Origin of the sequence: Janthinobacterium sp. HH104, from assembly GCF_001758715.1 — a bacterium.
Classification (GTDB): domain Bacteria; phylum Pseudomonadota; class Gammaproteobacteria; order Burkholderiales; family Burkholderiaceae_D; genus Janthinobacterium; species Janthinobacterium aestuarii.
Map to the genome: position 1 here is coordinate 35,580 of NZ_LRIB01000022.1, position 14,969 is coordinate 50,548.

Genomic DNA, 14,969 nt, shown 5'->3' on the forward strand with positions numbered 1-14,969 from the left:
GTCAAACCCCTCCTTGCGCAGGAGCGAACAGCAGGCCGCCATCACTGGCAAAAATCAGCAAGGCATGCGGCTGGCAATACACGGTGCAGGCGCTGCCGATCTCCAGGTTGTGCACGCCGCCCAGCTGCGCCACCAGGGCCAGGTCGCCGCGGCGCGCATGCACATAGGTTTCCGAGCCGCTGATTTCCGCCAGGTCCACCGTAGCTGCGATAGCCACGTCGCCATCGGACTGCGGTGACAAATGCAGGCTGTGCGCGCGCACGCCGAGGATCACCTGCGTGCTGCCGCCCAGGCGGGCGCGCTGTGCGCCGCTCAAATGGATCGACAGGCCATCGGCCGCCTGCGCCACGCCGCTCGCATCCACGCGCGCGGGGATCAGGTTGATGGGCGGGTCGCTGAAGGTGCGCGCCACGTCGATGGAATTGGGGGCGTTGAAGACATCCAGGGTCGGCCCCTGCTGCAGCAAACGTCCCTCGTGCAGCACGGCCACGTGGCCGCCCAGCTGCAGCGCTTCCAGCGGTTCCGTGGTCGCGTACACGACCGTCGTACTGCCGCTGGAAAACAGTTCCGTCAATTCGCGGCGCAATTCCTCGCGCAGCTTGTAGTCGAGGTTCACCAGGGGCTCGTCGAGCAGCAGCAGGGACGCATCCTTGATCAGCGCGCGCCCCAGCGCCGTGCGCTGCTGCTGGCCGCCCGACAATTCTCCGGGTGTGCGCTGCAGGTAGGGCGTGATGTGCAGGCGCTCGGCCAGCGCCAGTACCTTCGTGCGGATCTGCTCCTCGGGTACCTTGCGCAGGCGCAAGGGCGAGGCGATATTATCGTAGACGGTGAAGGCCGGATAGTTGATGAATTGCTGGTACACCATGGCCAGGTTGCGTTTGCTGACGGGCACGCCCGTCACGTCGACGCCATCGGCCGTGACCGTACCCCCGCTGGGCTTGTCCAGGCCCGCCATCACGCGCATCAAGGTCGTCTTGCCGGCACGCGTGGTGCCCAGCAAGACGTTGATGGCGCCCGGCACCAGGGCCAGTGACATCGGATATAAAAAGTCGTCAGCCCCCTGCTTCCTGCTGATCTTGTCCAGTACCAGTTGCACGCGCTTCTCCTCCAGTGATGTATCTTATTCTTCGCCGCACCCTCTGCGGGGCGCGGTCGCCAACGTGTCCGTCTTACTGCGACAACGGGTGCTGCAACAGCCAGGCGTCGAGCGTGTCCGCCGTCTCGCGCGGCAGGTGCAAGCCCAGCTTGGAGCGCCGCCACAGGATATCGGCCGCGCTGACGGCCCATTCATGGCGCCGCACATAATCAACTTCCGCCGCGTACAGGCCGGCGGCGATTTCCTCGCCCATGGCCGCCACGTCCGCCCGCCCTTCGAGCAGCACGTGGATGCGCGTGCCGTAGGCGCGTGCATAGCGCGCCACCAGCGCCGCCGGCAGCCACGCATACTCGCGCTGCAAGCCTTGCACGAACTGGCCGAACTCGCGCACGGCCCGGTTCTGCGGCACGGCGCCATACACGTCGCCGCCGGGCAGGCAAGCCTGCTCCGTCCAGGCAGGACGCGCGTTGCCCAGCAAGGGCGCCAGCATGTCCATCGCTTCCTCGGCCAGCTTGCGGAAGGTGGTGATCTTGCCGCCGAAAATACTCAGCAGCGGCGCACCTTCCCGGTCCAGCTCGAAACGGTAATCGCGCGTGACGGCCTTGGCGTCGGCCGCCGCGTCTTCCACCAGCGGGCGCACGCCCGCATACGTCCAGACCACATCGGCCGGCACGATTGGCTTGCTGAAATAGTAACTGGAAAGCTCGCACAAGTAACGAATTTCCTCGTCATCGATTTCCACCTTGCCACGGTCGCCTTGGTAGTCGAGGTCGGTGGTGCCGATCAGGGTGAAATCGTGCTCATACGGAATGGCAAACACGATGCGCCCGTCCGGATGCTGGAAGATATACGCGTGATCATGCTCGAACAGGCGCTTGACGACGATATGGCTGCCCTTGATCAGGCGCAAATGCCGGCCCTGCCCGCCAGGCGCCGCCTGCTGCAGGAACTCGGCCGTCCACGGCCCGGCCGCATTGACGACGCTGCGCGCGCGCACCGTCGTCTGCGTGCCGCTGGCGTGCTGCAAGGTGGCCAGCCAGGAGTCCCCCTCGCGCGCCAGCATCGTGCAGCGCGTGCGCGTCAGCACGTGCGCGCCGTTGTCGGCCGCGTCGATGGCGTTCAGCACCACGAGGCGCGCATCGTCGACCCAGCCGTCGGAATACACGAAGCCGCGCTTGAACTGGGGTTTTAAGGGTGTGCCGGCCGCATGACGCGTCAGGTCGATGCCGCTGGAGGCCGGCAAGATTTCCCGCTTCGCCAGCATGTCGTAGAGGAACAGGCCGGCGCGTATCAGCCAGGCCGGGCGCTGGCCCTTGGCGTGCGGCATGACGAAGCGCAGCGGCCACATGATGTGCGGCGCCGAGCGCAGCAGCACTTCGCGCTCGATCAGCGCCTTGCGCACGAGGCCGAACTCATAGTATTCGAGGTAGCGCAGGCCGCCATGTATCAGCTTGGTGGAAGCGGACGAAGTGTGGGCAGCCAGGTCGTCCTTTTCGCACAGCACCACCGACAAGCCCCGTCCCGCCGCGTCGCGCGCGATGCCGGCGCCATTGATGCCGCCGCCGACCACCAGCACGTCGCATTTGATCGCTGTCTCCACACCCTGCTGTGCTGCGGCCATCGGGACTCCATGTATGTCAAGACGCGCCGGCGAGGAAAGACTAGGCATCGCCGGCGACTGTCGTTAAGATCACCATTTCGTAATACGCATGCAATATGAATAAGGTTACGCCAGAATACGAACCCATAGCAACATATTTTTAGTACTATTTGTTCGTTTCTGTTCGTTTTGTGATTTTTAAAGAGAGCACCATGATCTTGAATCCCCGCCAGCGCCGCCTGCTCGAAGTGGTGCGCCAGAAGGTCACCATGTCCGTCGAAGAGCTGGCCCAGCAGCTGGACGTGACGCCGCAAACCGTGCGCCGCGACGTCAAGCAGATGGAAGAAGCGCGCCTGCTGGCCCGCTACCACGGCGGCGTGGGCTTGCCCTCGTCCGTGGAAAACATCGACTACAGCCAGCGGCAGGTGTTCAACAGCGACGCCAAGCGGCGCATCGCGGCCGCCGTCGCCGCGCAAGTGCCGCACGGCTGTTCGCTGCTGATCAATATCGGCACGACGACCGAGGAAGTGGCGCGCGCGCTGGGCCGGCACACGGGCTTGCACGTGGTGACGAACAACCTCAATGTGGCCGCCATCCTGGCCGACAACGCGGCCTGCGAAGTCATCGTGGCCGGCGGCGTGGTGCGCGGGCGCGACCGCGGCATCGTGGGCGAAGCGACCATCGACTTCATCCGCCAGTTCAAGGTCGACATCGGCATCATCGGCATTTCCAGCATCGACGAGGACGGCAGCCTGCGCGACTTCGACGCGCGCGAAGTGAAGGTGGCACAAGCGATCATCGAGCAGTCGCGCGAAGTGTGGCTGGTGGCCGACCAGCACAAATTCGGCCGCAAGGCGCTCGTGCGCCTGGCCGACCTGGCGCAAATCGACATCTTGTTTACGGATGCGCCACCGCCGCCCCGCTTTGCCGAAGTGCTGCGCGAAGCGGGCGTGAAGGTGGTGCTGGCCTGAGCCGGCCGCATTTCCGCAGTAAAACTGCGCGCTGTCGCGTGGGTAATACGTCTTGTGTGGGCCAGCATACAGAATGATATGAAATATTTATCAATTCGGCAAAAATGCTGTTACCATTGATGCAACATGAGTTATTTTTTTAATCTTCCTCTCTCGCAATACGATTATTTGCTTGATATTGCTTTTTATTTATCTAGAGTAAGGAAAAAGGAAAAAACTCTTTGCCGCTGAGTGATTTCCTGTGAAAACAGTGTTAAAAATACCTCAAGCACGATGATTGTTCCCAAACAAACCACTCGACAGCAAGCGTGAAGGCCTTAACCATGCCGGCAACGCCGCCCAGTGAAGGAAGAGAAATGAGCCATAATTTTGAATCGGCCGCCATGCCGCAAGCCGCCCATCCCAACAGCGTCCCCGTCAGCGAGCTGGAAGCCCACCTCGGTTACTGGCTGCGTTTCGTTTCCAACCACGTATCCCACAGCTTCCAGAAAAAAGCCGAAGCCAATGGCGTGACCGTGTCCGAATGGGTGGTGCTGCGCGAAATGTTCCGTCTCGGCTGCACCTCGCCCACGGTGCTGGCGCAAGTGTCCGGCATGAGCAAGGGCGCCGTCTCGAAACTGATCGACCGCCTGGAAAGCAAGGGCATGGTCAGCAAGTCCATCCTGCTGGCCGACCGCCGCCAGCACTCGATCGAGCTGACCACGGAAGGCGAGGCGCTGGTGCCCGTGCTGGCCGAGATGGCCGACCAGAACGACGAGGAATTCTTCGGCAAGCTGCCGCGCCAGCTGCGCGACGACCTGCTCGAAGCGATGAAGGAAGTGGCGCGCACGCACCAGCTCAAGAGCGCCCCGCTGAACTAAGTCAATACCGGCAAGGGTGACGCGGCGGCGCGCGCGCTTCGGCTATGATGCTGGCCTGACTGTTTACCAGGAACACGCATGGCCCTGCACATCGAAACTCCCCTGCTCAACTCGCGCGCCCTGAGCCTGCACAGCGAGCGCGCCATCTGGCTCAAGATCGAAGCCTTGCAGCCGCCCGGCTCCTTCAAGATCCGCGGCATCGGCCTCGCCTGCGAAGAATACGCGCGGCGCGGCGCCAGCCGTTTCATCTCCTCTTCCGGCGGCAATGCCGGCATCGCCGTCGCCTATGCGGGACGCCAGCTGGGCATTCCCGTCATCGTCGTCGTGCCGGAAACAACGAGTGAACGGGCCAAGGCCCTGATCGCGCAGGAAGGCGCCGAAGTCATCGTGCACGGCGCCGCCTGGCAGGAGGCGAACGCGCTGGCGCAATCGATGCTCACGCCGCAAGACGCCTTTTTGCACCCGTTCGACGACCCGCTGCTGTGGCAGGGCCATGCCGGCATGATCGATGAAGTGGCCAGCGCCGGTCTGAAACCGGACGCCGTGGTGCTGTCAGTCGGTGGCGGTGGCCTGCTGGCCGGCGTGGCCGAAGGCTTGCAGCGCAACGGCTGGGATGACGTGGCCATCGTGGCCGTGGAAACGCAAGGCGCCGCGTCGCTGGCGGCGGCCGTGGCCGCGCGCGAACACGTGGCCCTGCCGGCGGTCAGCAGCATCGCCACCTCGCTGGCCGCGCGCCAGGTATGCGCGCAGGCGTTCGCCATCAGCCAGACGCGCCTGCTCCACAGCGTGGTGGTATCGGACCGGGCCGCCGTCGACGCCTGCCAGCGCTTTATCACCGACCAGCGCCTGGTGGTGGAACCGGCCTGCGGCGCGGCGCTGGCGGCCGTCTACGGCAAAGCACCGGAACTGGCGCCCTACCGCAATGTGCTCGTCATCGTCTGCGGCGGCGTGACGGCCACCACGCAGCAGCTCGACCACTGGAGCGCCACCCTGTAGCCGCTACGGCGCCGCCTCGAGCAGCGCCACGCCATCGCGGCCCTGCCCCTTGGCCGCGTACAGGGCCTGGTCGGCCAGGTCCAGCAGCTGCGCCGGCGTCAGCGTGCCTTCGCGGAAGATGGCGATGCCGATGCTGGTCGTCACCGGCAGCGGGCCGCTGGCCAGCTCGAAGGGCTGGCGGATGGCGTCGACGATCTTGGCGCCGACCTGGCGCACTTCGGCCGCGCCGTTCACGCCTTGGAGAATGATCACGAATTCATCGCCTGCCAGGCGCGCCACCAGGTCGCTGGCGCGCACGCTGCGCACCAGGCGCGAAGCGAATTCCTTCAACACCTCGTCGCCCGCCTTGTGTCCCAGGCTGTCGTTGATGGCCTTGAAACGGTCGATATCGAGATAGGCGAGCGCCATCGGCGCGCGCGCGGCCCGCGTGCGCTGCATGCTTTGCGCCAGCTGCTCGTCAAAGCGGCGCCGGTTGGCGATGCCCGTCAGGGTATCGGTGGCGGCGGCGAACTGCAGTGCCGTGTGCATCGCCTTGGTCTTGGTGATTTCGTGAATCAGGCCATACACGCCTTCCACCGCGCCGCTCTCGCCCACATCGGGCACGTAGCTGGTATGGAAGGTGCGCTCCCCCGCCTCGTTGTCGACCGTGAACTCATAGTCGACCTCTTCGCCCGCGAAGGCGCGCAGCAGGTGCTGCTCGCGCAGCTGGTAGGCTTCCTCGCCCAGCACCTCGCGCATGGAATGCATAAGGCTCTCCCTGGCCGAGACGCCGAACCATCGCTCAAACGTCGCATTGATGAACTGGTAGCGGTGTTCGCGGTCGATATACACGATCACCACGGGCACATGGTCCGTCAGCAGTTTCAAGCGCCGCTCGCTGTCGCGCGTTTGCGCCTCGGCGATTTCACGCTCGGCCACCAGCGAGTAAAAATCACGGCTCAAGTCGCCGATCTCGTCGCGCCGCTCGATTTGCAGCGCCTCGATGCCCAGGCGCTGGCGGCGGATCTGGTGCACCTGGCGGCGCAAGCGCTCCAAAGGCTGCAACAGGCGCAGCACGATGCGCCAGCCGGCCAGGCCAGCCAGCGCCGCCAGCAGCACGGCGGCCAGCAGGATCTTGCTGCGGATGGCGTGCAGCGGCGCAAAGGCCTCGCTCATCGGATACACGGACGCCAGTATCCAGCCCGTCGAGGCGATGCGGTGGTAGGCGAACAGGGCATCGACGCCCTGCGTAGTGGTCCCCGTCATCCAGCCTTCGTAGCCCTGCATGGCGCTCCGCGTGGGCACGCTGACGGGGCCATGGGCTTCGATATGCTGCATGATGCGCGACTTGTCCGGATGCTCGACGATGACGCCTTCGCTGGTCATGATGTACAGGTAGCCGCCAGGGCCCGGCTTGAGGGCGCCCAGACGGCCGAGGAAATCGGGCTGGCGCAGGTTGACGCTGGCCGCCAGCACATAGCGCACGCCGCCGTGCGCGTCGAACACGGGCTGCGTCACCACCACGATGGGCATGCCGGAAATGCTGCCGTTAAGCGGCGAGGAAATCACCGAACGCCGGGTCGCCAGCGTCTGTTCAAAGTAAGGGCGGCCCTTCACGTTCAGCCCCGCCTGCGGCTTGAAGGGACTCACGCTGGCCAGGACGATGCCATCGATATCGACGACGCCGGACGAATAAAACTCCTTGCCCAGCACCGTTTGCGCGGCCAGGAAGCGCTGCAGGCTGGCGCCGTCGTGCGCACCGCTGGCCGCCAGGCTGTCCGCGATCGCGCGCAGCACATTGCGCTTCGCGTCGAGTTCCTCGTCGATGAAGACGGCGGCGCTGGCCAGCGATACGTACTGCTGGCGCCCCATCACGTCGCGCATACCGCGCTCGGCCACGGCCAGGGTGGCCAGCGCCAGCGAGGCGACCGCGCCCAGCACGAGCAGGAAGACGACCATGCTCATGCGCGCCTTCAGGCTGGCGGGCAGGCGCCGGCGCAGCTGTTTTCGCCAGTTCGTCACGTACGTCGCTGAAGGTAGTGGCACAGGCGCTCGACCGATTCGTCCAGCGCCAGGGTGCCCGTGTCCAGGGTCAGCGCGGCCGCCAGCGGCGCCTCGTACGGCGCGGAAATGCCCGTGAATTGCGCGAGCTGCCCCGCGCGCGCCTTTTCATACAGGCCCTTGGGATCGCGCGCCTCGCACACGGCCAGCGGCGTGCTGACGTGGACTTCGATGAAATGCGCTGCGCCGATGATGGCGGCGGCCATGGCCCGGTCGGCGCGGTACGGGGAAATGAAGGCGGCGATGACGGTCAGGCCCGCCCCGTTCATCAGGCGCGCCACTTCGGCCGCGCGGCGGATGTTTTCATGCCGGTCTTCGGGCGTAAAACCGAGATCGCGGTTCAAGCCATGGCGCAGCTGGTCGCCGTCGAGCACCGCCACGGCGCGGCCCTGCGCCTTGAGCTGGCGCGCCAGCGCGCCGGCGATGCTGGACTTGCCGGCGCCGCTCAAGCCCGTCAGCCAGACCGTGTCGTGTTGTCCTGCTGTCATCACACTGCCTCTCTCCTGTAGAGCTGGCAATATAACAAAGCCGCGCAGGAAAGGACAGACTATCAGGCAGCGCTGCGCGCCTCAAGCAGCAACTGTCGTATCTCGGGCACGCAGGAGCCGCAATTGCCGCCCGCCTTGACGCAGGCCGTCACCTGCGCCGTCGTCGTCAATTTTTGCTCCACGATGGCAGCGCAAATGGTGTTGCGCCCCACGCCAAAGCACGAACACACGGTGGGGCCGGCATCGACGCCCTTGCCGATGGGCTGGCCCAGCAGCACGCCGGCGCGGTCGGCCGCATCCATCTGCGCGTGCGCAAACAGGCCCGCCAGCCAGCTGCGCGACGGCAGGTCGGGACGGGGCGAGACATACACGCATTGCGCGATGCGTCCCTCGTCCAGGTGTACGGCACGGTACACGCCGGCGCTGGCGTCCGCGTAATCGAGCCAGTCGGCGTTGTCGTCCGTGACACCGAGCAGCGCGCGCGCCCAGGCGCCCAGGTCGTCGATGCGCTGGCGCCCGGCCAGCTCGTAGCGCAGGAACTGCTCGCCCTGGATGCGCGTCCAGTGCGCCACGCCGTCCAGGTCCAAGGGCGTGCGGCTCAACACGAACGCATGCCAGTGCACGCGGAACTGCTCAATGCGCACGGGCGTGTGCTTGAATTCCGGTTCGCCCGAGACGGGGTCGACGACGGGATTGACGACGGCGCCCACGCGCGCGTCGGAGGCATTCGCGTCGCTCCAGTGGATCGGCACGAAGACCTGGCCGCGCGCGATGCCGCCGCCATGCACGACCCTGGCCACCATCGCGCCCCAGGCGCTGGACACGCGCGCCAGCTCGCCTTCGCGCACGCTGTACAGCAGCGCATCCTGCGGGTGGATATCGATGAACGCTTCGGCGATATGGCCCGACAGTTTCGCCGCCTTTCCCGTGCGCGTCATCGTATGCCACTGGTCGCGCACCCGGCCCGTATTCAGGATGAGTGGATAGTCTTCGTCGGGTATATTGCGCGGCGCGCGCGGCGCCGTCGGCACGAAGCGCGCGCGGCCGTCCGCATGCGCGAAGCGGCCATCGCCGAACAGGCGCGCCTGGCCCTGCGGCCACTGCTGCGGCGCAAGGGCGTCGTAGCGCGCCGCATCCAGGCCCGCCAGGTGGCCCAGGTTGAACAAACGCTTTGTGGCCCCGTCATTGCGGAAGGCGGACAGGCGCGCGTGTTCATCGAAGATGGCTTGCGGCGCCGTGAAATCGAAGCCGGCATACCCCATGCGGCGCGCCACGTCGCACAGCACGTCCCAGTCGGCGCGCGCTTCGCCGGGCGCCGGCAAGAAGGCCCGCTGGCGCGAGATGCGGCGCTCGGAATTGGTCACCGTGCCATCCTTTTCACCCCAGCCCAGGGCGGGCAGCAGCACGTCGGCGTGGGCGTTCGTGTCCGACCCAGTGCTGATGTCGGACACCACCACCAGCTCGCACTTGGCCAGCGCGCGGCGCACCTGGTCGGCGTCCGGCATGCTGACCAGCGGATTGGTGGCGATGATCCACACGGCCTTGACCTTGCCCGCCTCGATGGCGTGGAACAGCTCCACCGCCTTCAAGCCAGGCTTGTCGGCGATGCGCGGCGAGTCCCAGAAGGTTTGCACGGCTTCGCGGTGCGCCGGCTTGTCGAGATCCAGGTGGGCCGCCAGCATATTGGCCAGGCCGCCCACTTCGCGCCCGCCCATGGCGTTCGGCTGGCCCGTGAGGGAAAACGGCCCCATGCCGGGCTGGCCGATGCGCCCGGTCGCCAGGTGGCAGTTGATGATGCTGTTGACCTTGTCCGTGCCGGAAGACGACTGGTTGACGCCCTGCGAAAAGGCCGTGACGACCTTGCGCGTGGCGGCAAACGCCTGGTAGAACGCCAGCAAGGCTTGCGGGTCGACCTTGCAGATTTTCGCCACACGCAAAGGATCGGAACAGTCGACATGGGCGGCGGCCAGCGCTTCATCGAGGCCGCTGCTGTGCCGCGTCACAAAATCATCGGCGATCACGCCTTCCTTCGCCAGATAGCACAATAGCCCGTTGAACAGCCACACGTCGGTGCCCGGTTTCACGGGCAGGTGCAGGTCGGCCAGCTCGCAGGTGGCCGTGCGGCGCGGGTCGATCACCACCAGTTTCATCTCCGGCCGGGTTTCGCGGATGCGGGCGATGCGCTGGAACAGGATCGGGTGGCACCAGGCCGTGTTCGAGCCCACCAGCACCACCATGTCGGCCAGTTCCAGGTCTTCATAGCAGCCGGGCACGATATCCTCGCCGAACGCGCGCTTGTGGCCGGCCACGGCCGACGACATGCACAGGCGCGAATTGGTGTCGATATTCGCGCTGCCCACATAACCCTTCATGAATTTGTTGGCGATGTAATAGTCTTCCGTCAGCAGCTGACCCGAGACGTACAAGGCGACGGCGTCGGGGCCGTGCTTGTCGATGATGGCGCGCAAGCCGCCGGCCACCTGGTCCAGCGCGGCATCCCAGGAAGCGCGCCGCAGCACGCCATCGACGCGCACCTGCGGTTGCAGCAAACGCTTGTCGAGGTCCAGCGTGTCGCCGAGGGCAGAGCCTTTCACGCACAGCTTGCCCAGATTGGCAGGGTGAGTGGCATCGCCGGCAATGCGGATGGCGCCGTCGGGCAGGCGTGTCGCTTCCACGCCGCAGCCGACGCCGCAATACGGGCAAGTGGTTTTCACGGGCGTGCAGCTTGTCATGGGCGTATCCTGTTGGTCGCTGTCAGGCGGCCTGGGCGCACAGCGCCTGGCCAAACAATAAATGGGCGCGCAGCTTGCTGATGTCGCGGCGCTGCTGGATCAGGTCGAAATACCAGGGGCCGTCCTGCACGTCGCCATACAGCACGGCGCCAGCCAGGCGGCTGCCCTGCACCACCAGGCGCTTGTAGACGCCGCGGCGCGGATCGCGCAGCACCAGGTCTTCACTGCCCTCGCCGCCGATGATGTCGCCGGCCGAATACAGGTCGATGCCCGTCACTTTCAATTTGGTGGCGCTGGCCTGCTGCACGTAGCGGCGGTGCCCTGCGCCGGCCAGGTGGGCGCCGCACACGCGCGCCTGCTCCCAGATGGGCGCGACCAGGCCAAACGTGGCGCGCCGGTGCTGCACGCATTCGCCCACGGCGTACACGCGCGGGTCGTAGCTTTGCAGGCAATCGTCAACGACGATGGCCCGTTCGCAGTGCAGACCGGCCGCTTGCGCCAGCGCGATGTTCGGGCGCACGCCGGCCGTCATCACCACCAGGTCGGCGGGGATGCTGCTGCCGTCCGCAAACTGCACGCCTTCCACGCGGGTGCTGCCGATGATGGCGGACGTTTGCGCGTGCATCAGGAAACGCAGGCCGCGCGCTTCCAGCGCCGTTTTCAGCAGCATCGATGCGGGTGCGTCCAGCTGCTGGTTCATCAAGGCGCCGCTCATGTGCACGACGGTGACATCCATGCCCTGGCGCTGCAAGCCGTTGGCCGCTTCCAGTCCCAGCAAGCCGCCGCCGATGACCACCGCGTGGCGGTGCGTGCGCGCCGCCTGCAGCATGGTGTCGACGTCGCTGATATCGCGAAAACCGATCACGCCGGGCAGTTCGTGGCCCGGCACGGGCACGATGAACGGCGTGGAACCGGTGGCCAGCAGCAGGCGGTCGTAGGCCACCGTGATACCCGACAACGATTGCACGGTACGCGCCTTGCGGTCGATGCGCACGACGGGGTCGCCCGCGTGCAGGGCGATGCCATGCTGCGCATACCAGTCGCGCGTGTGCAGCATGATGTCGTCCACCGACTTTTCGCCTGCCAGCACGGGAGACAGCAGGATGCGGTTGTAATTGCCGTGCGGTTCGGCGCCGAACACGGTGATGTCGTACAGGTCCGGCGCCAGTTTCAAGAGTTCCTCGACCGTGCGCATGCCGGCCATGCCGTTGCCGACGACGACCAGCGAGGGACGCGCAGTTGCCTTGACTGGCGGATTCACAGGGCCACCCACACCATGTCGGCAAACACGCGCGCCGGCCAGGCGGCAACCGAATGCTCGGGCGCTTCGATGCACTCGCCGCTGGCCAGGTCGAAGTGCTGCTTGTAGATCGGCGACGCCACCACGACGCGCTCGCCGATGCTGCCGACCAGGCCCCGCGACAGCACGGAAGCGCCCGCATTCGGGTCGATATTGTCGATGGCGTATACACGCGGCGCCGCATCGCCGACGCGGAACACGGCCACGTGGCGGCCACCCAGCAATGCGCATACGCCCGTGTCGGGCACGATATCGGCCAAGGGACAGATGGCCACCCAGTTGTCGGCAGTGGCGCCGGAAAGTTCATTCATCGCATTCATGGCTCACGCCTCCACGGCAAGGATGGGGATCACGGTGCTGCGGCGTTCCATCTCGGTGGCGGGCCGGATCTGGCCCCGCTCTTCGACGAACACCACGTTTTCATCGCTCTTCTCGCTGTTGACGAAATGGCGGAAGCGCTGGCGCACGGCGGGATTGGAAACGGCTTCCTTCCACTCGCAGGCGTAGGTGTCGACCACGTGCTGCATGTCCGCTTCCAGTTCGTGGGCGATGCCCAGGCTGTCGTCGATGATGACGCGCTTGAGGTAATCGAGGCCCCCTTCCAGATTGTCGCGCCACACGCTGGTGCGCTGCAGGCGGTCGGCCGTGCGCACGTAAAACATCAGGAAGCGGTCGACATAGCGCACCAGCGTGGCTTCATCGAGATCGGAGGCGATCAGTTCCGCATGGCGCGGCTTCATGCCGCCATTGCCGCACACGTACAGGTTCCAGCCCTTTTCCGTGGCGATCAAGCCAATGTCCTTGCCCTGCGCCTCGGCGCATTCGCGCGTGCAGCCGGAGACGCCGAACTTGATCTTGTGCGGCGTGCGCAAGCCCTTGTAGCGGTTTTCCAGCTGGATCGCAAAGCCCACGCTGTCGGCCACGCCATAGCGGCACCACGTGGAGCCGACGCACGATTTCACCGTGCGCAGCGACTTGCCGTAGGCGTGGCCCGACTCGAAACCGGCCGCGATCAGTTCTTCCCAGATGGCCGGCAATTGATCGACTCTTGCGCCGAACAGGTCGACCCGCTGGCCGCCCGTGATCTTCGTATAGAGACCATATTTTTTCGCCACCATGCCCACGGCGATCAAGCCATCGGCCGTCACTTCGCCGCCCGGCATGCGCGGCACCACCGAGTACGTGCCATCCTTCTGGATATTGCCGAGGAAGTAGTCATTGCTGTCTTGCAGGCTGGCGTGCACGGGAGAGAGCACGAAATCGTTCCAGCACGAGGCGAGGATATTCGCCGCCACGGGTTTGCACACGTCGCAACCGAGGCCCTGGCCATGCGCGCCCAGGAGTTCGCCGAAGCTGCGGATTTTGCCCACGCGGACCAGGTGGTGCAATTCCTGGCGCGAGTACGCAAAGTGTTCGCACACGTGGTTGTTCACCGTCAGGCCCTGCTTCTGCATTTCCGCCTTCATGATCTGCGTGACCAAAGGCACGCAGCCGCCGCACGCGGTGCCCGCCTTGGTGCAGCTTTTCAGGGCGGCTATGGTGGTGGCGCCCTCGGCGACGGCCGCGCACAGCGCGCCTTTCGACACATCGTTGCACGAGCAGATTTGCGCCGATTCGGGCAAGGCGTCCACGCCCAGGCCCACCTTTTGCTGGCCATCGGCCTGCGGCAGGATCAGGAATTCGGGGGATGCCGGCAGCTCGATCTTGTTGAGCATCATCTGCAGCAAGGTGCCGTACTCGCTGGCGTCGCCCACCATCACGCCGCCCAGCAGGTATTTGCCGCAATCGGAGACGACGATCTTCTTGTAGATCTGCTTGCGTTCATCCATGAACTGGTAGGAGCGGCTGCCCGGCGCATTGCCGTGCGGGTCGCCCAGGCTGGCCACGTCCACGCCCATCAGTTTGAGCTTGGTGCTCATGTCGGCGCCCTTGAACGAGGCTTCGCCCTCTTCCTGCAACAGGTGGCGCGCCGCGATGCGGGCCATTTCGTAGCCGGGCGCCACCAGGCCGAACACCAGGCCGCCCCACAGCGCACATTCGCCGATGGCATAGATGTCCGGATCGGAGGTGACGCAGCTGTCGTCGATGGCGATGCCGCCGCGCGGTCCCACGTCCAGGCCGCAGGCGCGCGCCACTTCATCGCGCGGACGGATGCCGGCCGAGAAGACGATCATGTCCGCTTCCAGATGGCTGCCGTCGGCGAACTGCATGCGGTGGGTGGCCGCTTCGCCGTCGACGATGGCCAGGGTGTTCTTTTGCGTGTGCACGGTCACGCCCAGTTCCTCGATCTTGCGGCGCAGGACGCGCGCGCCGCCCTCGTCGACTTGGACGGCCATCAGGCGCGGCGCGAATTCCACCACGTGGGTGTCCAGCTTCAAATCGCGCAAGGCTTTCGCGCATTCGAGGCCCAACAGTCCGCCGCCGATCACCACGCCCGTCTTTGACTTTCCGCCCCAGGCCAGCATGGCTTCCAGGTCTTCAATGGTGCGGTAGACGAAGCAGCCGTCGCGCTCCTTGCCCGGCAGCGGCGGCACGAATGGCGTCGAGCCGGTGGCGAACACCAGCTTGTCGTAGGCCAGCACTTCGCCCGTGCTGGCCGTGACGGTTTTCGCCGCGCGGTCGATCGAGACGGCGCGCGCATTGAGTTTCAGGACAACGTTGCCCTTGTCGAAAAAGCCGGGCGCCACCAGAGACAGGTCGTCGGCCGATTTGCCACTGAAAAATTCGGACAGGTGCACCCTGTCGTAGGCGGGGCGCGGCTCTTCGCACAAGACCGTCACTGACAGGTGCGGCGCGTTTTCCAATGCCAGGCGTTCAAGGAATTTATGCCCGACCATGCCATGGCCAAGGACGACGATGTTCAAAGGGTGAGTCATTACTGTCTCC

The 14,969-nt window shown here is 65.6% G+C and carries 10 protein-coding genes and 1 pseudogene; 3 read left to right on the plus strand and 8 right to left on the minus strand.

Going from position 1 to position 14,969, the window contains the following annotated elements:
- Position 1 precedes the first annotated feature (1 nt).
- Both JAB6_RS07080 and glpD read right to left on the minus strand, forming a co-directional pair.
- A complete protein-coding gene (locus JAB6_RS07080) occupies positions 2-1,096 on the minus strand; it encodes an ABC transporter ATP-binding protein (protein WP_070302013.1) in 1,095 nt (364 codons plus the stop codon).
- Positions 1,097-1,169: 73 nt separating this feature from the next.
- Positions 1,170-2,717, minus strand: coding sequence for a glycerol-3-phosphate dehydrogenase (gene glpD, locus JAB6_RS07085; RefSeq protein ID WP_070302014.1), 1,548 nt, complete (start codon positions 2,715-2,717; stop codon positions 1,170-1,172).
- Between the two features lie 191 nt (positions 2,718-2,908).
- On the opposite strand from glpD, the gene JAB6_RS07090 reads away from it, so the two are divergent.
- From JAB6_RS07090 to JAB6_RS07100, 3 genes are all read left to right on the plus strand, one after another.
- A complete protein-coding gene (locus tag JAB6_RS07090; protein ID WP_175444512.1) occupies positions 2,909-3,667 on the plus strand; it encodes a DeoR/GlpR family DNA-binding transcription regulator in 759 nt (252 codons plus the stop codon).
- A 356-nt stretch (positions 3,668-4,023) separates the two neighbouring features.
- Positions 4,024-4,527 carry a MarR family winged helix-turn-helix transcriptional regulator gene (locus JAB6_RS07095; RefSeq protein ID WP_046684031.1) on the plus strand — a complete coding sequence of 168 codons (504 nt, stop codon included), beginning with the start codon at positions 4,024-4,026 and terminating at the stop codon, positions 4,525-4,527.
- Between the two features lie 78 nt (positions 4,528-4,605).
- Positions 4,606-5,523: a pyridoxal-phosphate dependent enzyme gene (locus JAB6_RS07100; RefSeq protein ID WP_070302015.1), complete on the plus strand. Its 918-nt coding sequence runs from the start codon at positions 4,606-4,608 to the stop codon at positions 5,521-5,523.
- A gap of 3 nt (positions 5,524-5,526) precedes the next feature.
- Here the strand turns inward: JAB6_RS07100 and JAB6_RS07105 are convergent, their stop codons facing one another.
- The 6 genes and pseudogenes from JAB6_RS07105 to nirB form a co-directional block, all read right to left on the minus strand.
- Positions 5,527-7,524 (minus strand): diguanylate cyclase, encoded by a 1,998-nt coding sequence (locus tag JAB6_RS07105; protein WP_083292588.1) that lies wholly within the window; start codon positions 7,522-7,524, stop codon positions 5,527-5,529.
- Positions 7,521-8,049, minus strand: a pseudogene (gene cysC, locus JAB6_RS07110) (adenylyl-sulfate kinase); the annotation flags it as partial. The gene JAB6_RS07105 and the pseudogene cysC, both read right to left, overlap by 4 nt.
- Positions 8,050-8,113: 64 nt before the next feature.
- A complete protein-coding gene (locus tag JAB6_RS07115; RefSeq protein ID WP_070302017.1) occupies positions 8,114-10,783 on the minus strand; it encodes a nitrate reductase in 2,670 nt (889 codons plus the stop codon).
- Positions 10,784-10,805: 22 nt separating this feature from the next.
- Positions 10,806-12,044 (minus strand): NAD(P)/FAD-dependent oxidoreductase, encoded by a 1,239-nt coding sequence (locus JAB6_RS07120; RefSeq protein ID WP_083292589.1) that lies wholly within the window; start codon positions 12,042-12,044, stop codon positions 10,806-10,808.
- Entirely contained in the window at positions 12,041-12,394 is a 354-nt protein-coding gene (gene nirD / locus JAB6_RS07125) for a nitrite reductase small subunit NirD (RefSeq protein WP_034754999.1), read from the minus strand. The genes JAB6_RS07120 and nirD overlap by 4 nt, the downstream gene beginning before the upstream one ends.
- Positions 12,395-12,406: 12 nt before the next feature.
- Positions 12,407-14,959 carry a nitrite reductase large subunit NirB gene (nirB, locus tag JAB6_RS07130; protein ID WP_083292590.1) on the minus strand — a complete coding sequence of 851 codons (2,553 nt, stop codon included), beginning with the start codon at positions 14,957-14,959 and terminating at the stop codon, positions 12,407-12,409.
- Positions 14,960-14,969 lie beyond the last annotated feature (10 nt).

Coding starts and splice junctions, on each gene's coding strand:
- nirD (WP_034754999.1), bottom strand. CDS start 12,394: ATGAATGAACTTTCCGGCGCCACTGCCGACAACTGGGTGGCCATCTGT.
- JAB6_RS07100 (WP_070302015.1), top strand. CDS start 4,606: ATGGCCCTGCACATCGAAACTCCCCTGCTCAACTCGCGCGCCCTGAGC.
- JAB6_RS07095 (WP_046684031.1), top strand. CDS start 4,024: ATGAGCCATAATTTTGAATCGGCCGCCATGCCGCAAGCCGCCCATCCC.
- JAB6_RS07090 (WP_175444512.1), top strand. CDS start 2,909: ATGATCTTGAATCCCCGCCAGCGCCGCCTGCTCGAAGTGGTGCGCCAG.
- JAB6_RS07115 (WP_070302017.1), bottom strand. CDS start 10,783: ATGACAAGCTGCACGCCCGTGAAAACCACTTGCCCGTATTGCGGCGTC.
- nirB (WP_083292590.1), bottom strand. CDS start 14,959: ATGACTCACCCTTTGAACATCGTCGTCCTTGGCCATGGCATGGTCGGG.
- glpD (WP_070302014.1), bottom strand. CDS start 2,717: ATGGCCGCAGCACAGCAGGGTGTGGAGACAGCGATCAAATGCGACGTG.